15 protein-coding genes are annotated in these 21,177 nt (G+C 38.3%); 5 read left to right on the top strand and 10 right to left on the bottom strand.

Annotated features, from left to right (window positions below):
• Positions 1-249 precede the first annotated feature (249 nt).
• From H8700_RS06985 to H8700_RS06955, 7 genes are all read right to left on the bottom strand, one after another.
• Positions 250-1,725 (bottom strand): DUF4340 domain-containing protein, encoded by a 1,476-nt coding sequence (locus tag H8700_RS06985; RefSeq protein WP_249304606.1) that lies wholly within the window; start codon positions 1,723-1,725, stop codon positions 250-252.
• Positions 1,726-1,780: 55 nt separating this feature from the next.
• Positions 1,781-3,361 (bottom strand): GldG family protein, encoded by a 1,581-nt coding sequence (locus H8700_RS06980; RefSeq protein WP_249304603.1) that lies wholly within the window; start codon positions 3,359-3,361, stop codon positions 1,781-1,783.
• A 59-nt stretch (positions 3,362-3,420) separates the two neighbouring features.
• Complete coding sequence (locus tag H8700_RS06975) at positions 3,421-4,287, bottom strand: ABC transporter permease (protein WP_249304600.1); 867 nt, start codon at positions 4,285-4,287, stop codon at positions 3,421-3,423.
• Positions 4,288-5,229, bottom strand: coding sequence for an ABC transporter ATP-binding protein (locus H8700_RS06970; RefSeq protein WP_249304597.1), 942 nt, complete (start codon positions 5,227-5,229; stop codon positions 4,288-4,290). It lies immediately after the preceding gene.
• Between the two features lie 361 nt (positions 5,230-5,590).
• Positions 5,591-5,773: a 50S ribosomal protein L32 gene (gene rpmF, locus H8700_RS06965; protein ID WP_022140658.1), complete on the bottom strand. Its 183-nt coding sequence runs from the start codon at positions 5,771-5,773 to the stop codon at positions 5,591-5,593.
• Between the two features lie 163 nt (positions 5,774-5,936).
• Entirely contained in the window at positions 5,937-7,124 is a 1,188-nt protein-coding gene (locus tag H8700_RS06960; protein ID WP_283242219.1) for an acetate/propionate family kinase, read from the bottom strand.
• 317 nt (positions 7,125-7,441) lie between these two features.
• Positions 7,442-7,618: a hypothetical protein gene (locus H8700_RS06955; RefSeq protein WP_249304595.1), complete on the bottom strand. Its 177-nt coding sequence runs from the start codon at positions 7,616-7,618 to the stop codon at positions 7,442-7,444.
• Between the two features lie 240 nt (positions 7,619-7,858).
• On the opposite strand from H8700_RS06955, the gene H8700_RS06950 reads away from it, so the two are divergent.
• The gene (locus tag H8700_RS06950; protein WP_249304592.1) at positions 7,859-9,157 is read left to right on the top strand and encodes a nucleotidyltransferase; all 1,299 of its coding nucleotides are present in this window, start codon (positions 7,859-7,861) and stop codon (positions 9,155-9,157) included.
• A 296-nt stretch (positions 9,158-9,453) separates the two neighbouring features.
• Here H8700_RS06950 and nifJ read toward each other — a convergent pair whose 3' ends face one another.
• On the bottom strand, positions 9,454-13,017 hold the full coding sequence (nifJ, locus tag H8700_RS06945; RefSeq protein ID WP_249304590.1) for a pyruvate:ferredoxin (flavodoxin) oxidoreductase: 3,564 nt from the start codon (positions 13,015-13,017) through the stop codon (positions 9,454-9,456).
• A gap of 415 nt (positions 13,018-13,432) precedes the next feature.
• Here nifJ and H8700_RS06940 point away from each other — a divergent pair, with 415 nt between their 5' ends.
• Positions 13,433-14,461: a 3-deoxy-7-phosphoheptulonate synthase gene (locus H8700_RS06940; RefSeq protein ID WP_249304587.1), complete on the top strand. Its 1,029-nt coding sequence runs from the start codon at positions 13,433-13,435 to the stop codon at positions 14,459-14,461.
• A 310-nt stretch (positions 14,462-14,771) separates the two neighbouring features.
• Positions 14,772-15,032, top strand: coding sequence for a DUF4321 domain-containing protein (locus H8700_RS06935; RefSeq protein WP_022140665.1), 261 nt, complete (start codon positions 14,772-14,774; stop codon positions 15,030-15,032).
• A gap of 212 nt (positions 15,033-15,244) precedes the next feature.
• Here the strand turns inward: H8700_RS06935 and H8700_RS06930 are convergent, their stop codons facing one another.
• Positions 15,245-17,536 (bottom strand): hydratase, encoded by a 2,292-nt coding sequence (locus tag H8700_RS06930; protein ID WP_249304585.1) that lies wholly within the window; start codon positions 17,534-17,536, stop codon positions 15,245-15,247.
• 161 nt (positions 17,537-17,697) lie between these two features.
• Here H8700_RS06930 and pyrB point away from each other — a divergent pair, with 161 nt between their 5' ends.
• Complete coding sequence (pyrB, locus tag H8700_RS06925; protein ID WP_249304583.1) at positions 17,698-18,621, top strand: aspartate carbamoyltransferase; 924 nt, start codon at positions 17,698-17,700, stop codon at positions 18,619-18,621.
• Positions 18,622-18,701: 80 nt separating this feature from the next.
• Positions 18,702-19,127: an aspartate carbamoyltransferase regulatory subunit gene (locus H8700_RS06920; protein WP_022140669.1), complete on the top strand. Its 426-nt coding sequence runs from the start codon at positions 18,702-18,704 to the stop codon at positions 19,125-19,127.
• 222 nt (positions 19,128-19,349) lie between these two features.
• Here the strand turns inward: H8700_RS06920 and H8700_RS06915 are convergent, their stop codons facing one another.
• Positions 19,350-21,020, bottom strand: coding sequence for a formate--tetrahydrofolate ligase (locus tag H8700_RS06915; protein WP_022140670.1), 1,671 nt, complete (start codon positions 21,018-21,020; stop codon positions 19,350-19,352).
• Between the last annotated feature and the right edge of the window lie 157 nt (positions 21,021-21,177).

The following is a 21,177-nucleotide window of genomic DNA, read 5'->3' as shown; positions in this document are numbered from 1 at the left end:
CAATGTTGCTAAATTCACTTTTTGATTTGTTGCACTTTTTCCTAAAAAAGCTCCAATTTTAACATTTTATGATTGTCATAAAAAATATCCGTCATTTTTACTAATTTTACAATGTGCATTTTATACTATATTTTCTTGCATAAAACACCTGCACGAATATAATTTCACCCAAAAAAAATCATTAAAAAAGTTCTTACAACACTTTACGAATATACATAAAGCATTGTAAGAACAATCGTTTTATATTTCTTATTTCACGGCTGCTAAATCTTTTAAGCAGCTGTCAACAGTTGTCATATCGGCTACAAACAAACATACATCATTTACTTTTACACGATAAAAGTTTGATCCGTCATATGGCAAGAACGATACCGTAAAGTTTTTATTATCTTCTGCAAATTGCAAAGTTGCAACCGGTGTATCCGATGAAGGCTTTACACCTGACTGGATCGCAGCAGAATATGTGATATTTCCTAATGCTTCATATGCTTTTCGGAATGTTTTGTCACTCACTTTCTTTCCATTGACTTTGGATGTATAGTTATATTCTTTCGATGAAGAGGTGCTTGGTTTTTCTTCTTTATCCAATGTCATCGTATACTTTTTACCCTGATAATTCAAAGTCAGACTCTTTAGTGAATCCGTATTTGCCGGGCACGGTGTCTTATAAACACAGCTAAATGCTTCAAACTCCGCAATCGATGCAATCGTGTCTGCTGACACCAGATAGATACCGTTACTGCCGGATGGCTGAACATAATAATTTTGCTGTGTATCATCCAGATTACCAACTAAAAGTTTAAATGTATGATATGTTTTATCTTTTTCGGCAATTTCTGTACTGTCAGAACTGTCATCGTCCGTATCATTTACAGTATAATATCTGACATTCAATGTATACTTAGGATTGCTGATACCATATTGTTTTTCTTCTTTTTTTGTTGCATGGTACACAACACCCTCTGTATATTCTAAACCGGAAAGAGCGGAAAATACAGTTTGTAGTCCATCCTCATCACCGGCAACGGTCTGATCATATGCTTTTGTGATATCCCATCCATAGATATCTTTATATTTGGCTTTCTTATTATCATAAGTTGCTAAAAAGTTCGTTCCTTTTTTCTTATCGACTTCATAGGATGTGACGTACTGTGCCGAAATATCCGGTGCATCCGGCAATGTCATAAGCTGTGCCTGTGTATAAGAAAAGTCATCTGTCACATTCGATGGCACCACATATACTTCTTTGGTATTATCACCGGTATAAGCATAACAGCCTTCGGCTGCTGCGGATTCCAGGCCATAAGAAATCGACTCTGTCTTTCCATTCTTATCTGTTAATTCTATGACCAGTGACGGAGAATCCAGTGCATATTCTGACAGATCATTACAATCTTTTGTAATTTGTCTGGATGCCGTCACGGCTGCCATGTCACTGACCATTGTTTTGACTTTACTCTGGTCAACCGGAAAATCCCTGTCATTTTCCAGTTTCCAGGTATTCTTTTCTTTTACAAATGTAATATTTGCATTGCTGTTCTTATAATGCAATTTCGTAATATCATTTTCTTTGAATTTGTATAATGATACACTTTTTGTTGCACTGCTCTCTTTCTTTTCTTTTGATTTCTGATAATTGCTAGCAAAAAGATACGCACCGCCTAACAGGATCAGGAGAAGCAAAAGAACAAGTATGGTAATTGTCTGTTTTTTCTGCTTTGTCATAATTCTCTCCATTTCTATATCATGTATTTAATAGAAAATACAATATTTCCGGCTGTTATTTTCTTCTTCTAAAGAACCAGATCAGGAAACCACATATCAAAAGTCCTCCCGGAATGATCACAATAATGATTGCTGCCCATAAAAGCTGCGTACCGGATGTCAGTGATACATAAGAATAAGAAAGATTTTTCTTATCAATGGATGCTTCTTTTACATCTGACTTTGACAAAGAACTTGCCGCTTTCTTAAATACCGTTGCATTTGCAAGCTGTGTTGTCTGTGTAAATGATTCTGAAAATGCTCCCGAAGAGGCAAATACCAACAAGTTTGTTTCTTTTTTGTCAACAGTCTCTGTAATCGAATAACCAACAGAAAACGGACCATCCACATCACCATCTTCTTTACTTGCACTACCCGAAGAAGGATCTACTTTAATAAATGAACTGTCTGATGTATCTAACAGATCTGTGATCTTAACGGTACTGCGAACAGAATCGCTCGAAGCTTTTGACAATCCTGCTGCATCAGGGAAGATAATATACCCCGAAAGATCCGAAAGCAATGAACTGTCACTTCCCACAGAAGGCACAATATAATTAGGATATGTTGCATAATTTCCGGTACCTTCACAGATAATTCCTGATGTAACATTGACACCATAATAAGCAAGTATTTCTTTAAAGTTCGTCATCTTTTCTGTTGTATAACCGACATTAATGATAGCCGAGCCGCCATTCTTCAGATAATCAAGAATTTTATCTTTCTCTTCTGTTGTAATATCCGTTGTCGGACCATTGATATATAATACATCACAATCCGAAGGCACACTATCTTTGGTTGCCAATTCCAGATCAGAGATTTCATAATTCATCTTTTCTAATGCAGATTTTAATGTATCACCAAGCTCTGTTTCGGAATGCTTTGTCAAGACATACATCTTTGTGGAAGAATCTGATATTACATTCTGAATGGCGGCTGTCACCTGACCTTCTACATCGAGAGAGGTAGATGATGAACCTGAAGAATACATACTGTTGCTCTCAATATACATATCTTCATTAGAAATGTATTTCGCACTCTTTGTTTTGTTATTTACAACAATAACATCATTTGAAGAAATCTCGTCATCAATGCCCTGCTTCTTTGCAAATCCCGGATTAACTACCGGATCGATCCTTTTGACCTTAACATGTTTTGAAACCTTATTATACTGCTTCAATGCATTGCTGATATAATCCTGTTCAGAACCATCCTGCACCATATAATAGATCGTAATATCCGAATCGACCTGTTTTAAGATCTTTTTAGTAGTCTTTGATAAGGTAAAGTAACTACCGGAACTAAGATCGGTTGACAGATCCAGCTTACCAAATACCAGATTGACAACAACAACAATTGCGATCACAAGTACCGTCAATACAGAACTGTATGCACCGGAACGGAATTGTTTATTTGTAAAAGATCGTTTGATATTATCAAATACCTTTTTTAAATTGAATTTCTTTTTCGTTTTCTTTTCCTGCTTTTTTTCTAGGCTATTATTTTCTGTTGCAACAGCATCTATTTTCTGTTCTGTTTCATTGCTTTCTTTTGACGCAGCAATATCCAGATTTTTTTCTTTCTTTTCTTCGCTCATACAAACCTCCAAATCTATCTTTTTTCTTATTGATTCATTTTTACAACATTCTAACCGGCTTATGAAAATCTCTTCTTCTTAATTGTCTGAATCGTTAAGAATACAAAGACAAATGCAAAACTTAAGTAATATACGATCGTATCATAGTTCAGAATACCAAGTGAAAAATCATCGAATTTTGTTGAGATTGCCAACACATTTAAAATATTATTTAAAAGGCTTTCATACAATGAAGATTTCACAAAATATAAGATCCAGATCACAGCTTCTCCGATCACGCCAAGCAAAACAGATACGGTCGGATTGTGCATCAGACTGTATGTGATTGCAGCAATCGCAAGCCAGATAATAGCGGTCAATCCACACTGTGTCAATGCATCAGTAGGAATCAGACTTGTCAGATTACTTAACAGATACATTAAAAGCAAAGTAATAAAAGAACCTACTGCTGCAATAACCTGGCTCTCTGTCAAAGAAGAAATAAACATACCGATTGCAATACATGCCGTTCCCAGTAAGAAAAATCCAATGATACTGCTATATGCCAGAGATAAACGGACATCCGTACCATACATATTTAAGATCAATGGGTACAGACAGATCACTAAAATTCCAATACCAAAAAGAGAAACGACTGCAAAGAATTTACCAAGAATGATCTTTGTAATAGATACCGGAGCTGTATATAAAAGCTGGTTCGTTTTCTGATGATTCTCTTCAGCTACAATTCGCATTGTCAAAATCGGGATCAAAATTACAAATAAGAAGGAAATACTTCCCAATGTTTCTTCAAAATTACCAATGCCTCCGGACAGATTATATGCCCATGTATAAATTCCTATGATCACAAGGAAAAATGCTAAAAAGACAAATCCGATCATAGAACTAAAATATTGTCTTAATTCTTTCTTATAGATTGCTAACATTTATTGACCCTCCTTCTGTGTTAATGCTAAGAATGCATCTTCAAGAGAAGTTTCTAACAGATGCATTTCCAAGATCGGACAATCAAATTCTGCCATAGCATAAAAAATCTTTTCTCGAATATCCTGATCTCTTTCTGTATAAACAGTCATATCAATTGCCCCATCTTCTGCGGTTTCATCATATTGTACTTTTCCGATTTCTGTAATCTTATTGAGAGCTTCTTTGATCTTAGAACGTTCTCCTCTGATCACAAGATGGATTCCTCTAGACTGCATCATCGCTTTTGTCAGATTGTCCGGTGTATCGCAAGCGATCATTTTCCCTTTGTTAATAATAATGATCTCATCACACACCGCAGATATTTCCTGCATAATATGTGAACTTAATAAAATCGTATGCGATTTACTCAATTCACGGATCAACTCACGAATTTCAATGATCTGGCTTGGATCAAGTCCTACTGTCGGTTCATCAAGGATCAGAATGTCCGGTGATCCGAGCATTGCAGCAGCAAGCCCTACTCTTTGCTTATATCCTTTCGACAAATGACGAATCAGACGTTCTGATACATCCTTTGTCTTTGTTTCTTTCATTGTATTATAGACAGCCAGGTTTCTTTCTTTTTTAGGCAGTTTCTTTAACTCTGCTACAAACTGTAAATATTCTCTGACTCGTAAATCCTGATATAACGGAGGAATTTCCGGCAAATATCCTATGTTCTCTTTCGCTTTCTCCGGCTCTTGCGACATATCGATTCCATCGATCAGAACCGTTCCTTCTGTAGGTGCTATATACCCTGTAATCATATTCATCGTAGTGGATTTTCCTGCACCATTTGGTCCTAAGAAACCGACTACTTTTCCGGTATCTACTGTAAAAGACAGATGATCTACCGCTGCATGATTTCCATATCTTTTTACAAGATCTTTTACTTCAATCACTTTTAACTTCCTCCTGCATTTTGATTTTGTCTCATTAGACACTCTGTTACAAACAATAGCATATATTTGTCACCAAATTGTGAACTTCTATTTCAATATTCGTAAATCATCATTTGATACAAGATAAAAAAGTGCAACGCCGGCGCGTTGCACTGCAAGAATTGCTAAAGCAATTCTTGTTGATGTACCTCTACTATATGAGCAATTTCCTATTCCATAAAAAAGTACAAGAATTGCTAAAGCAATTCTTGCTGGTGTACCACTACTGTACGAGCAATTTCCTATTCCACAAAAAAGCTGCCACTATATTGCTATAGTGACAGCTTTCATTTTAAATTTTATCCTAATTCTTAATTTCGGACTATTCTGCGTCTGCAAGAATTTCTTTCTTATTATAAGAACCGCATGATTTACATACTCTGTGAGACATCATTAATGCTCCACACTTGCTACACTTAACTAAGTTTGGTGCAGACATTTTCCAATTAGCTCTTCTCTTGTCTCTTCTTGATTTTGAAGATTTATTTTTTGGACAAATAGACATTCTATTCCACCTCCTGATTTTTACTCGCTTTACAACACTTTTTCGATTATATCAATATGTGCAAATTTTGTCAATATCTTTTTACAAATTTCTCGCTTTCATTCCGATTTCGGCAAGGTATCATTATTTCACAGACCTTATCTGAGCAATTCATCTGCTTTTTCTACTTTGTTAAACGTGCTGTCTCGCGGGCAATTGCAAGCTCTTCATTTGTAGGGATCACATAAACAGGAATCTTACTTTCCGGTTTTGTCAAAAGTTCTTCTACACCACGAACAGCATTTGCTTTTTCATCCATAACGACGCCCAGTGCAGAAAGACCACTCATGATCATTGCACGGATCTCTGCATTATTTTCGCCTGCTCCAGCAGTCAGGGCAATCGCATCAGCTCCCCCTAAAGCTACATAATATGCACCGATATATTTGATCACACGATATACCATTACTTCAATCGCATTCTTGGCATCTTCATTTCCGCTATTTCTGGATTCAATCAGATCACGGTAATCATTTGATATACCGGATAAACCTAACGCACCTGATTTTTTATTCAGAATCATTGTCATCTCTTCTACGGAAATATTTTCTTTCTTGCAAATATATTCAATGATAGCCGGATCGATATCACCGGAACGTGTTCCCATCATCAGACCTTCGAGTGGAGTCATACCCATGCTCGTATCAATACTTTTACCATCTTTAACAGCAGAAATACTTGCACCGCTTCCGATATGACAAATGATCATCTTAGAATGATTGATGTCTAAACCGGCAATCTCAGCAAGACGTTTTGATACGAAACTGTGACTTGTTCCATGGAAACCATAACGACGAACACCATATTTCTCATAATATTCTTTTGGAAGACCATACAGGTATGCTTTCTTTGGCATTGTCTGATGAAATGCCGTATCAAAAACCGCTACATTCGGTACACCCGGCATAACTTCCTGACAGGCACGAACACCCAAAATATTGGCAGGATTATGCAAAGGTGCAAGATCATTACATGTTTCAATTTCTTTGATCACCTCTTCTGTGATCACAACGGAAGAAGAAAACTTCTCTCCACCATGTACCAGACGATGACCTACAGCATCAATTTCTTTTAAGGATTTGATCACACCGATCTTTTCATCCAAAAGACTGTCTAATACTTTCTTTAATGCAACGCCATGATTAGGAAGATCTATTGTTTCCTGATATTTTTCACCATTCTTTTTATATGTAATACTTCCATCCAGACCAATTCTTTCACATAAGCCGGAAGCACTTACCTGCTCTGTTTCTGAATCAATCAGCTGAAACTTCAATGACGAACTTCCACAATTAACAACAAGTATTTTCATAATGAACCTCTTTCCGCCATAACGGCTTGCTTTCTTTTCTATTGTAAATAATTCGAAATAGCTCAAAAGAGTTATTAGGCTTTGTTACACACATTATCAAGTATACTTGATTCCGTTTTTTTTGTCTAGTAAAATGCGTCAATTCGTTACATCTTTTCGAATTAGCTCTTTTCGAATTAAACTTCCTGCTTTGCCACTTTGAGCAGATCCTGCATACGGTCTGTGATCTGGTTCAAAACACTGCTGTTCTCTTCCTGTTCTGACATGGAAGATACACTTTGCAATAATTTTTCTGTCTTTTCCTGTGCCTATTTCATCTACTCAAGCTTGCGGTCACTGTTATATTCCAATGTTTTTGCTGCATAGATGGAATACATACCAACAAGGATCATGATTGCTACCTGGACAACCGCTTCATCTGCTCCCTTATATCCAAACTTGCCGGTCATGCCACCACCGATTGTCATGATCAGGCTTAAAATAACCGTTCCCATATTGATCTGCAAGGAAAACTTATCAGGAATTAACGGCATTCTGTTTTGCTGTTTCCGAAATTCCTGCTTGTATGAATGCAAAAATCTATGTTATCATAAATTCGAAACACAAGAAAACTTATTTTTAACTTATGAATTCGAAACGCAAGAAAGCTTGCTTTAAACTCACAAAAATGACTAAATATCCTGATTGAAATATATTTTATACAAATAACCACTTACCAAGAAAAGGAGCAAAACATGAAAACGCTTGGCATTATTGCAGAATACAACCCTTTTCATAATGGGCATCTATATCAGATCCAAAAAGCAAAAGAACTTACAAATGCAGACTGTGTCGTCATTGTCATGAGTGGTGACTTTGTCCAAAGAGGAACGCCTGCATGGACAGATAAATATCTGCGTACTAAAATGGCACTCTTAAACCAGGCAGACCTTGTATTTGAAATGCCTGTTGTTTATGCTTCTTCAAGTGCTGAAACTTTTGCTCTTGCCGGAGTCAGTCTTTTAAATTCATTAGGTTTCGTCGATATGCTTTGTTTTGGAAGCGAATGCGGTGATCTGTTAAAATTACAAGATATTGCAACTTTTATGCAGCACCCGCCAAAAGATTTTTATCAGACCATCACTTCTTATACCGCAAAAGGATTTTCTTTTCCTCTTGCACGAAAAAAAGCTTTTCTTGATTGTTATAAGACTTCCAATCCCGACACCACACAGACGTCAGATTTCTTAAATGAATATGCTTCTATTTTAGATGATCCCAATAACATTCTTGCAATTGAATATTTAAAAGCAATTCAAACCTGTAACAGCCCGCTAAAACCGGTTACGATCAAAAGATCAGATGCAGGATATCATAACACCGATCTGAATGCACAAATGCACCTGGCTTCTGCCAGTGCCATTCGGCAAAACTTTTTTGATTCGCACACTCTGACACAGGTGCAATCTTACCTTCCTGCATCTGTTTATCAGCTTTTGCAGAAAAAAAACAACCGTTTCCCAATTACCGAAAATGATTTTTCTGATCTTTTATATTACAGACTTTGTCATTTGAATGAATCCGACAAAGATATTTTAGACCTGTCCGATGAACTTTTCTTTCGAATCAAAAAAGAACTTTCTTCTTATACGGACTATCGTTCTTTTATCGAAAAGATCAAGACAAAGCAATATACTTATACGCGGATCAGTCGTGTACTGCTTCATCTGCTTTTGGATATCCGGCAAACAGATATCTTTCCAACACAAGGTTTGATCCCTTTTGTACCATATGCACGACTTCTTGGTTTTTCGAAAGCCAAAAGTTCCTATCTGCGACAGGAGACAAAGATTCCTATCATTACAAAACCTGCTGACGGAGTTTCACAGATCTGTGATTTTTACGAATCGTCAGATTCTTCTTTGCTGCAAGCAGTCTGTGCACTTTATGAAAAAGATCTTTTTGCTTCTAATCTCTATCAACGCGTGCAAAGTCGTGTTTTAAGTTGCCCATTGAACGATGAATATCGTCAAAAGCCGGTTATGCTCTCTTGAATCCGTAAACTAAGAAAGCATACTCTCCTGCATAAAATTCATAATCTCTCGCAAAGCTGCTCTTACAAAATTTCTCTTTCCGTTTCATAAAATTTTGCTCACCAATTCATCTTGAAAACCAAAAACTCCTCAAAACATCTTACGATGATCGGATACCGAAATCTCAGTACCTGCCATATAGTAAGTGTTTTGAGGAGTTTTTTACTCATCGAAACAGTATAATGAAAACTGTCTGATCATACAGAATGAGTTCATATACAATGCTCTCATTCTGCTTTTATGATCAATGACATATCTTATTTATAAAGCTCAACTAACTTCTGTAAGTGATCATAACGAGCCTTAGCTGCTTCTTCAGACTTCTTGAAGAGCTTATCAGCACGCTCAGGGAATGGCTTAACAAGACGTGTATAACGTGCTTCATTGTTAAGGAATGCCTGATAATCATCGAAGTTTACACCCTTCTCAGATGTGAATGTGAATGGGTTCTTACCATCTGCTTTGTTTGCAGGGTTGAATGAGAAGAGGTTCCAGTAACCAGCCTTAACAGCTTTCTTCATCTCATCCTGGCAGTGGTTCATACCACCCTTAGCAATACCGTGTAATTCACAAGGAGCATAACCGATGATCAATGATGGTCCCGGATAAGCTTCTGCTTCTGCAATTACCTTAACTGCCTGAGCAGGGTTAGCACCAAGAGCGATCTGTGCTACGTATACATATCCGTAACTCATAGCGATCTCTGCAAGGCTCTTCTTACCAACTTCTTTACCGGCTGCTGCAAACTGACAAACTTCACCGATGTTAGAAGCCTTAGATGCCTGTCCACCTGTATTAGAATACATTTCTGTATCGAATACCATTACATTTACATTTTCGCCGGATGCAAGTACATGGTCAAGACCACCGAAACCGATATCGTAAGCCCAACCGTCACCACCGAAGATCCATACAGACTTCTTAGAAAGGAAATCTTTCTTATCAAGTGCTGCCTTAGCATCAGGACAACCAGCAGCTGCTGCTTTTTCAAGTTCAGCTACCAATGCTGCTGTTGCAGGTGTATTTGCTTTTGTCTCTTCTTTTGTCTCTACGAACTTATCAAATGCTGCTTTTAATTCTGCACTAGCCTTATCAGACTCTGCACAAGCCTTAGCAGACTCAATAGCCATTTCACGAACGTACTTCTGACCAACATACATACCTAAACCGTGCTCTGCGTTATCCTCAAATAATGAGTTAGACCAAGCCGGACCCTTCTTAGAGTCTTTGTTTACTGTATATGGTGAAGTAGCTGCAGGGTTACCCCAGATTGATGAACATCCTGTTGCATTAGAAATGTACATCTGCTCACCAAAGAGCTGTGTAACAAGTCTTGCATAAGATGTCTCTGCACAACCTGCACATGATCCTGAGAACTCAAGAAGTGGCTGGTTGAACTGGCTTCCCTTAGGTGTATTATCAGCGAATCCGCTGTCTTTCTTACCAACGTTAGCTACTAAGTAATCAAATACAGGCTGCTCTTCTGCCTGTGATTCCTGCGGAACCATCTTGATAGCACCCTTAGCTGCTGCAGGACATACAGTAACACATTCGCCACATCCCATACAATCTAATGGTGATACGCTCATTGTGAACTTGAACTCGCCGGCCTTTGGCTTTGTATCAGCAAGCTTGATGTTAGAAGGAGCTGCTTTTACTTCTTCATCTGAAAGTAAAAATGGACGGATTGTAGCATGTGAACATACGAATGCACAGTTGTTACACTGAACACATGATTCAGGATCCCATACAGGAACCATAACGGCCGTACCACGTTTCTCATATGCTGAAGCGCCTGTCTCGAACTGACCGTCAGGATTGTTGATGAATGCAGATACAGGAAGGCTGTCACCATCCATCTTAGAGATTGGCTCTAAGAGATCTTTAACCATCTTAACAACCTCAGGACGACCTGTGATCTCCTTAGCAGGAGCATCCGGTTCTGGGTTAGACCATGAAGCAGGAATTTCTACTTTATGTACAGCGTCCAAACCTGCATCGATTGCTTTGTAGTTCATTTCTACGACAGCGTCACCCTTCTTGCTGTATGACTTCTTAGCTGCTGCTTTCATGAAGTCAACTGCTTCGTCGATAGGCATTACATCTGCTAATTTGAAGAATGCTGACTGAAGGATTGTGTTAGTACGTTTACCCATACCGATTTCGATTGCTTTATCAATAGCGTTGATCGTGTAAAGCTGGATGTTGTTGTCTGCGATGTATTTCTTAGCTTCTGCATTTAAGTGCTTGTCTAATTCTTCATCAGACCACTGGCAGTTGATCATGAATACTCCGCCCGGCTTAACATCCTGAACCATCTTCATACCCTGAATAACGTATGCAGGATTATGACAGGCAACAAAGTCAGCCTGATTGATGTAGTATGGACTTCTGATTGGGTTGTCACCAAAACGAAGATGTGAAATTGTAACACCACCAGTCTTCTTTGAATCATACTGGAAGTAAGCCTGAATATACTTATCTGTATGGTCACCGATGATCTTTGTAGAGTTCTTGTTAGCACCTACTGTACCGTCACCACCAAGTCCCCAGAACTTACATTCTTTTGTACCAGGAGCTGATGTGATAGGAGCCGGCTTAACCTCTGGTAAGCTTAAGTTTGTAACATCATCGACAATACCGATTGTGAAACGGCTCTTAGGAGCATCCTTCTCTAATTCTTTGTAAATTGCAAATACTGATGAAGGTGGTGTATCTTTTGAGCCAAGACCATAACGTCCACCTGTAAGAATGATATCGTTTAAACCTGCTTCACGAAGTGTAGCTGCTACATCAAGGAAAAGAGGATCACCTAATGCACCAGGCTCTTTTGTACGATCAAGTACAGCGATCTTCTTAGCTGTCTTAGGAATTACTTTTAAGATAGCTTCCGGAGACCATGGACGATATAAACGAACTTTGATAAGACCAACTTTTTCGCCCTTAGCTGTTAAGTAGTCAATTACTTCTTCTGCTACGTCACAGATAGATCCCATTGCTACGATAACACGATCAGCATCAGGAGCACCATAGTAGTTGAATAAGTCATAGTCTGTGCCTAACTTTTCATTAATCTTCTTCATGTACTTCTCTACTACTGCAGGAAGTTCATTGTAAGCTGTGTTACATGCCTCACGATGCTGGAAGAATACGTCACCGTTTTCATGAGAACCACGAGCTGCAGGATGTTCCGGATTAAGAGCATGCTTACGGAATGCTTCTACAGCATCCATAGGACACATTTCTTTCAAATCTTCATAATCCCATTTTTCAATCTTCTGAATCTCATGAGATGTACGGAAACCATCAAAGAAGTTAATGAACGGAACTTTTCCTTCTAATGCTGCAAGATGTGCAACAGGACTTAAATCCATTACTTCCTGTGGGTTTGTCTCTGCTAACATAGCGAAACCGGTCTGACGACAGGCGTAAACATCACTATGATCACCAAAAATGTTAAGAGACTGTGTAGATACAGTACGTGCAGATACATCAAATACACAAGGTAACTGCTCACCTGCGATCTTGTACATATTAGGGATCATCAGAAGAAGTCCCTGAGAAGCTGTAAATGTAGTTGTAAGAGCACCAGCTGCAAGAGAACCATGTACTGTTCCTGCTGCACCTGCTTCAGATTCCATTTCTACAACTTTAACTGTGTTTCCAAAAATGTTCTTCTGTCCAGCTGCTGACCACTGATCAACGGAGTCAGCCATTGGGCTTGAAGGTGTGATAGGATAGATTCCGGCAACTTCTGTGTAGGCATATGCTACATGAGCTGCGGCTGTATTACCATCCATAGATTGTTTAGCTCTAGCCATTTTTGTAAATTCCTCCTTAATTTGAATTCTCTCAATATTTTAGCACTTACCATGACAAAAGTAAAGAATTGCAAGGCTTTTTTTGTCGACTTTTGTTAGTATGTTTATATTTTAATGCAAATTAAAACAAATTATTTGTTTTTTGTATATTTTTTGTATAAATATACAAAAATTTGATCTTTTCTTGCGATATTCGTCGTATCTTTACTTGACGTGTCATGTGATTTAGCATAGAATTAAAAATTGCGTGGCAAACGCTGCGAATACAAAATTATAAAAATAAGCTCTGATAAATACAATTTTTAATATGAAATTAAGAATAAATGCTTTGCGTTTTATTAATATCGCACTGAGCTTGAGCATCTTATCTTAATTATATTATAAGATTACATTATGAGCGGAATGGAGGAACAAAATGGGCGTAACATACGTAAAAGAAGTAATGTCACCAGAAGAACTGCTTGCAGAGTATCCATTACCTGAAGCACACAAGAAGTTAAAAGATCAAAAAGATGCGGAGATTACCAAAGTCTTTACTGGTGAATCAGATAAATTTTTAGTTATCATTGGACCTTGTTCTGCTGATAATGAAGACTCGGTATGTGATTATATCAATCGTCTTGCCAAAGTACAGGAAAAAGTTTCTGATAAGATCATTATTATCCCAAGAATCTACACAAACAAACCAAGAACTACCGGAGAAGGTTACAAAGGTATCGTACACCAGCCTGATCCTGAGAAAGCACCTGATCTATTAGAAGGTCTGATCGCTATGAGAAAAATGCATCTTCGTTCGATTGCCGAGACACATCTTTTTGCAGCCGATGAAATGCTTTATCCTGAAAACTGGCCATATATCGCTGATATCTTATCTTATGTTGCTGTAGGTGCACGTTCTGTAGAAGACCAGCAGCATCGTCTGACGATCAGCGGAATTGATATTCCTTGCGGTATGAAGAACCCTACCAGCGGTACATTAAGCATTATGTTAAACTCTTGTACCGCTGCCCAGGGAAGTCATACTTTTATGTACCGTGGATGGGAAGTAAAAACAGATGGTAATCCTTTAGCACATACAATCCTTCGTGGTGCTGTCAATAAGCATGACCAGTCTATGCCAAACTATCATTATGAAGATCTTCAGCTTTTACTAGAAATGTATGACCAGTGGGGACTGAAAAATCCTGCATGCATCATTGATGCCAATCACGCAAATTCTAATAAAAAGTATTATGAACAGCCTCGCATCATTTCTGAGGTTCTCCATAGCAGAAGCGTATCAAATGATATTAAAAATTTAGTCAAGGGTGTTATGGTCGAAAGTTACATTGAGCCGGGCAACCAGACAATTCATGATCATGTTTACGGAAAATCCATCACAGATCCTTGCCTTGGATGGGCTGAATCCGAGAAGCTGATCTACGATATTGCAGAGAAGTTATAATATTTTTCTGAATATAACGAAAAAGAAGTATATCACCCGGATATGTCCCTTAATCAAAAACTTAACGATTAAGGGATTGCATAACGCAATATCCAATACGTGATATACTCTTTTTTTATACAAAAAAAATTCTTATTCCGCTAAAAATGATTATAAGGATTCTTAACATACAATATGATGCTGTTATCTCGCAGGCAGCATATCATTTGACTGTATGAAATGATTTCGATATAATATAAAAGCTGTCTGTTTTGCAGGCAGCTTTTATAGATTATATTTTTCATACATAATATTTTAGGAGGTTACAAAAATGGCACGAGGTGCAGGAAAAAATAACTGGGCACTTTTTCTCTTACTTTTGGCAGGTATCGTTCTTGGAAGTTTTATTGCACAGGCTACTTCAGGAATTTCTGCTCTGTCCTGGTTAAATTACGGACAAAAATTCGGTTTAACATCACCTTTTACTTTAGATCTTGGCATTTTAGTTCTGACTTTTGCATTTTCTATCAAGATCACGATCGGAAGTATCATCGGTGTTGTACTGGGTATTATCATTTATCACTTTATCTAGAAAAGCATTGCAAATTCATACTATAATAATTCCACTTAAAAGGATTAGGTGGTGATACTATGAAGAAAGAAGAATTTAAAACGCTCAAGCCATGCTGAGTCTGTCACCGGAAGTAAGATTATAATTCTGACTTCCGATAGCACTCAATCATAGCTTGAGCGTTTTTATCTTCTAATCTTTACTATTTTCCTATAATGTATTCTCGACTTGTCTTACATCTGAGAACGATAATAGTTGATCAGGCAGCCTTTTGTGATGATATCTCTTTCATCATCTGTCAGATTGCCTAAACGAAGTTCAAATTCTTTCATGTCTTTGTTGACAACATACGCCTTGATCACTTCATCCTTATTGGCGATTGCTTTCTTGATATCTTTGATCAGGATATAATCTCCGTTTTCAAATGGGATCTCATCCGGATATAAGAATGGAAGCATGCCCCAGTTGATCAGGTTAGAACGATATCTCTTCGTTGCATATTCTTTTGCAATATTTGCCATACCGCCAAGAACTTTCTGACAGGATGCAGCCTGCTCACGGGCAGAACCATCACCGGGTTTTACCGCATAGATCATACTACCGATCTGTGTTGTCTTAGGATCAACAGTAAACTTCTGATTGATCTTTTCAAAGACTTCTTTTGCTTCCGGAAGAGCTGCATAAATGTCTTCTCCCGCTACACGGGCTTTTTCACCTAACTGAACCGCTTTTGCTTTTCCAACATATTCAGGATCTTTACGTGATAACGTAAATTCTGCAAGTCCTAATGGATTAGAACGGAAAGAAGAGGTCTCGCCGGATGGGATCAATTCATCTGTTGTTGTAACAGGATCATGGATCTCTGATACGACTTTTAAAACCATATCATCTGTCAGTGCTGTCATTTCCGGCCAGTCCTTGATATTCGGACCAAACTTGATCTCTACGCTTGGATCCGCTTTTCCAACACCATCATAAACACGATTCTCATAAATCTTACTATCGAAGAAGTATTTTGGTTTTGTAAATTCTACATCCATATCGGCTGCTGACGTCAGATATCCTTTGTTTGCAGCTGTTGCCGCGATCGATCTTGCATCCATCAAAGCAACTGATGCGATCTGACCGTTTGTCACCTTAGAACCTTCACGGTTCGGGAAGTTACGTGTAGAATGACGGATTGATAATCCATTGTTTGGAGGCACATCTCCTGCGCCAAAGCATGGACCGCAGAATGCAGAACGTACGGTTGCACCTGTTTCCATCAGATCAGCGATCGTTCCATTTTTAACAAGTTCCATAAATACAGGCTGGCTTGACGGATATACACTAAGAGAAAACTCATCTGCTCCAATGTATTTTCCACGAAGAATATCTGCTGCATCACATACATTTTCAAATCCACCGCCGGCACATCCGGCAATAACACCCTGCTCTACATAAAGCTTACCATTATGTACTTTATCTTTTAATGTATATTTGATTGCTTTGTTATTGTCTAAGCTGACTAATGCCTTCTTCTCTACATCATCAAGAATATCCATTAAGTTTGCATTCAACTCATCGATCGTATAAACGTTACTTGGATGGAATGGCATTGCGATCATTGGCTTGATCGTTGAAAGATCTACATAAACCATACCATCATAATAAGCGACATCTGCCGGTTTTAATTCTTTATAATCCTGTGGACGCTTATGAATCTCATAAAATTCTTTGATCTTATCATCTGTCTGCCAGATAGATGACAAACAGGTTGTCTCTGTTGTCATAACATCAACACCGATTCGATAATCTGCAGAAAGGTTTGCAACACCATCTCCGACAAATTCCATTACTTTATTTTTCACATAACCATTGTCAAATACTGCACCGATAATTGCTAAAGCAATATCCTGAGGACCAACACCCTTTTGAGGTTTTCCTGTCAGATAGATTGCTACTACTCCGGGTTTGGCAATATCGTATGTACGGTTTAAAAGCTGTTTTACAAGTTCAGGACCGCCTTCGCCCATCGCCATCGTACCTAATGCACCATAACGGGTATGCGAATCTGAACCAAGGATCATCTTTCCTCCGCCTGCAAGCATTTCACGGGCGAACTGGTGAATAACCGCCTGATGAGGTGGTACATACATACCGCCGTATTTCTTTGCACAGGAAAGGCCAAACATATGATCATCTTCGTTGATTGTTCCACCAACAGCACATAAGCTGTTATGACAATTTGTAAGGACATATGGAACCGGGAATTTTTCCAGTCCGGAAGCTCTTGCTGTCTGGATAATACCAACAAATGTGATATCATGTGATGTCAATTTATCAAACTTTATCTGGAGATTTTCCATATTGCCGGATGTATTATGCGCCTCCAGAATGCCATAAGCCATTGTGCCCCTTGCTGCTTCTTCTTTCGAAGGTGCTTTACCGCATTTACTTTGCAATGCCTGCACAGCATCTTTCGTGTCTTCTACGATTTCAGTACCATTTACCAGGTAAACGCCTTTGTCGTATAATTTAATCATATATCTGTCCTCCTCTTTTAAGGTTCGTTTATAGTAATTACACCAAAATATATTATTAGTGAAATCGAAATAAAAGTCAAGACTTTTACTTGCACACATTATAAAGTTGTAGTAAGATATCTGTTAAAAGAATTTTCAAAAAAATACATAAGGGGGTCGCTATGAAACACTTAATCAGTCCACTTGATCTATCCGTTGAAGAGTTAGATTCCATTCTTTCTCTTGCTCAGGACATTATGGATGATCCTGACAAATATTCACATGTATGTGATGGAAAAAAATTAGCTACTTTATTTTATGAACCAAGCACCAGAACCCGTCTTAGTTTTGAAGCTGCAATGCTTAACTTAGGCGGTAAGGTACTTGGTTTTTCTTCTGCTGATTCGAGTTCAGCAACAAAAGGAGAAAGTGTTGCCGATACGATTCGCGTCATCTCCTCCTTTGCAGATATCTGTGCCATGCGTCATCCAAAAGAAGGTGCTCCGACAGTTGCAGCACTCCACTCCGGTATTCCCGTGATCAATGCGGGAGATGGCGGACACAACCACCCAACCCAGACACTAACAGACCTTTTAACAATCAAAACATTAACCGGACATCTTGATAACATGACAGTTGGTATGTGTGGTGACTTAAAATTCGGACGTACTGTACATTCTCTGATCAATGCTATGGTTCGTTATCCAAACGTTCGCTTTATCTTAATCTCACCGGATGAATTAAAGATTCCCGATTATTTGAGAAAAGAAGTTCTTGATGAAAAAAATATTGATTATATCGAAACTAATAATCTTGAAAAATATCTTCCTGAGCTTGATATCTTATATATGACACGAGTTCAAAAAGAGCGTTTCTTTAACGAAGAAGATTATATCCGTTTAAAAGACAGCTTTATCTTAGATGCCGAAAAAATGAAGTTGGCAAAGAAAGATATGTATGTATTACATCCACTTCCCCGTGTGAATGAAATTTCTACCGATGTCGATAATGATGAACGCGCCGTCTACTTTAAACAGGTTCAGTTCGGTGTCTATGCCCGAATGGCTTTGATCATGACATTATTAAATCTGTCAGTAGATAAATGATACCATTCTCACATCATAACCTGACACAATAGAAAAAAATCTGATGCTTACATTTATAGCAATCAGTAAGGAGGTTGATTATGTTAAATATCAGTGGTTTAAATCAAGGTGTTGTTATTGACCACATACAGGCAGGCGGTGCAATGAAAATCTACGAATACCTGAATATGGAAAAACTTGATTGCCAGGTCGCTATCATAAAAAATGCAAAAAGCAATAAAATGGGAAGAAAAGATATTATTAAGATCGAAGGACCGATCCAGATTGACCTGAATGTACTTGGAATCTTAGATCATAATATCACGATCAATATCATTGAAAATGATAAGATTGTTCGCAAACACACATTAGAGCTTCCTGATGAAGTTACAAACATCATCCGTTGTAAGAACCCAAGATGTATCACTTCGATCGAGCAGGAGCTTCCGCATAAGTTTAAACTGACGGATCGCAAAAACCGCATTTACCGCTGTATTTACTGCGAATCCAAATTCAAAGGGAACTAAGTATATGCAATAAAAAAAGTTTGTAACAGAAATTGTAAAAAGTTCCTGATCTTTCTCTCATGATTATCAGAAAAGAAACGCCTGTTCCGGCAATACCGGTTCAGGCGTTTCTTTCATTTGTTCTTCTTTTTGAATTTGTTCTTCTTTTTGAACATGGATCGTTCTTCCTATTTTTCTTAGCAAAAAACTTCTTTTACCGGTATTTCCATAAACAGCAACTGCCTATGATAAACCTACGATCACACCATCGTCTGTAACATCAATGCGCTCTGCTGCCGGATGCAACGGAAGTCCGGGCATTGTCATAACGGTTCCGGTGATCGCTACTACAAATCCGGCACCTGCATTGACATATACCTCACGGATCGTAATCTCAAAGTGTTCCGGTCTTCCAAGCTTCTTTGGATCATCGGATAATGAATATTGATTCTTTGCCATACAGATCGGTGTATTTCCATAGCCAAGCTTTTCTAAGCGGTCGATCGCCTGTCTGGCAGCCGGTGCATAATTCACTTTCGCTGCACCATAGATCTCTCTTGCGATCGTTTCGATCTTTTCGCAGATAGAAAGGTTGACATCATACAGCGGAGCAAAATGGCTTTCCTTTTCTTCGATTGTCTTTAATACTTTATTGGCAAGCTCAATTCCGCCTTCACCGCCTTTTTCCCAAACTTCCGATAAAGCGAATTCACATCCGTGCTCTTCACAGAATTCTTTTACAAAAGAAAGTTCTGCATCAGTATCTGTTACAAAACGGTTCAATGTTACGACACATGGAACGTTGAATTTAGCTACATTTTCGATATGCTTCTCTAAATTGGCAATTCCTTTTTTGAGTGCGTCAAGATTTTCTGTACCAAGATCATCTTTTGCAACACCGCCATTATATTTTAATGCGCGTACCGTAGCTACTAAAACAACGGCATCCGGTTTTAAATCAGCCATACGACATTTGATATCAAAAAATTTCTCTGCACCGAGATCGGCACCAAATCCGGCTTCTGTTACAACATAATCCGCAAGCTTTAACGCTGTTTTGGTAGCCCGCACACTATTACAGCCATGTGCAATATTTGCAAATGGTCCACCATGTACAAATGCCGGTGTGTTCTCAAGTGTCTGAACCATATTCGGTTTGAGTGCATCTTTTAGCAGTGCTGCCATCGCACCTACTGCATTTAACTGACCGGCTGTGACAGGCATTCCTTCATAATTGTATGCAACAATGATCTTAGAAAGTCTTTCTTTTAAATCTTTGATATTTTCTGCCAGACAAAGAATAGCCATGATCTCTGATGCAACAGAAATAATGAAATGATCTTCACGAACGACACCATCAACAGGTCTTCCGAGTCCGACTACAATATTTCTAAGAACACGATCATTCATATCCATACAGCGTTTCCATACGATCTGATTCGTGTCAATCTGTAATGCATTGCCCTGCTTGATATGATTGTCTAACATCGCTGCAAGCAGGTTATTTGCTGATGTGATCGCATGAAAATCTCCTGTAAAATGCAAGTTTAGCTCTTCCATCGGAACAACCTGTGCATATCCGCCACCTGCTGCTCCGCCTTTGATTCCAAAGCATGGTCCAAGAGAAGGCTCTCTTAATGCAATCGCTGCCTTCTTTCCCATTCTGCCAAAAGCTTCTCCAAGACCTACGGAAGTCGTTGTCTTTCCCTCGCCTGCAGGTGTCGGGTTGATTGCTGTAACAAGGATCAGCTTTCCGTCTTCACGATCCTTTACTTCTTCCCAAAGTTCATCTGTCAGTTTTGTTTTATATTTTCCATACATTTCAAGATCATCTTCGCTGATGCCAAGCTGTTTTGCAACATCGCGGATATGGATCATCTTTGCTTCCTGTGCAATTTCAATATCTGATTTCATTTTTATCCTACCTTCCTTTATCGTCATCTTTTGTCATATGGACTTCTTTCTCCAAGAGTGCTTCTTATCGTTTCTTAAGCATTCTCAAGTATTTCATATCTATTGTTTCTATGACAATACTTATATTCTATCGCATATCACCTATTTATGGCAACTG

This window comes from Jutongia hominis, assembly GCF_014384965.1.
Classification (GTDB): domain Bacteria; phylum Bacillota; class Clostridia; order Lachnospirales; family Lachnospiraceae; genus Butyribacter; species Butyribacter hominis.
The sequence above is the reverse complement of the archived record's forward strand: the minus strand, read 5'-3'. Positions and strand labels throughout refer to the sequence as shown.

Bases quoted from the DNA above. Each gene is read 5' to 3' on its own strand.
- H8700_RS06930 (WP_249304585.1), bottom strand. From the start codon at position 17,536: ATGATTAAATTATACGACAAAGGCGTTTACCTGGTAAATGGTACTGAA.
- H8700_RS06940 (WP_249304587.1), top strand. From the start codon at position 13,433: ATGGGCGTAACATACGTAAAAGAAGTAATGTCACCAGAAGAACTGCTT.
- H8700_RS06935 (WP_022140665.1), top strand. From the start codon at position 14,772: ATGGCACGAGGTGCAGGAAAAAATAACTGGGCACTTTTTCTCTTACTT.
- H8700_RS06920 (WP_022140669.1), top strand. From the start codon at position 18,702: ATGTTAAATATCAGTGGTTTAAATCAAGGTGTTGTTATTGACCACATA.
- H8700_RS06950 (WP_249304592.1), top strand. From the start codon at position 7,859: ATGAAAACGCTTGGCATTATTGCAGAATACAACCCTTTTCATAATGGG.
- H8700_RS06915 (WP_022140670.1), bottom strand. From the start codon at position 21,020: ATGAAATCAGATATTGAAATTGCACAGGAAGCAAAGATGATCCATATC.
- H8700_RS06980 (WP_249304603.1), bottom strand. From the start codon at position 3,361: ATGAGCGAAGAAAAGAAAGAAAAAAATCTGGATATTGCTGCGTCAAAA.
- rpmF (WP_022140658.1), bottom strand. From the start codon at position 5,773: ATGTCTATTTGTCCAAAAAATAAATCTTCAAAATCAAGAAGAGACAAG.
- H8700_RS06955 (WP_249304595.1), bottom strand. From the start codon at position 7,618: ATGGGAACGGTTATTTTAAGCCTGATCATGACAATCGGTGGTGGCATG.
- H8700_RS06985 (WP_249304606.1), bottom strand. From the start codon at position 1,725: ATGACAAAGCAGAAAAAACAGACAATTACCATACTTGTTCTTTTGCTT.
- nifJ (WP_249304590.1), bottom strand. From the start codon at position 13,017: ATGGCTAGAGCTAAACAATCTATGGATGGTAATACAGCCGCAGCTCAT.
- pyrB (WP_249304583.1), top strand. From the start codon at position 17,698: ATGAAACACTTAATCAGTCCACTTGATCTATCCGTTGAAGAGTTAGAT.
- H8700_RS06975 (WP_249304600.1), bottom strand. From the start codon at position 4,287: ATGTTAGCAATCTATAAGAAAGAATTAAGACAATATTTTAGTTCTATG.
- H8700_RS06960 (WP_283242219.1), bottom strand. From the start codon at position 7,124: ATGAAAATACTTGTTGTTAATTGTGGAAGTTCGTCATTGAAGTTTCAG.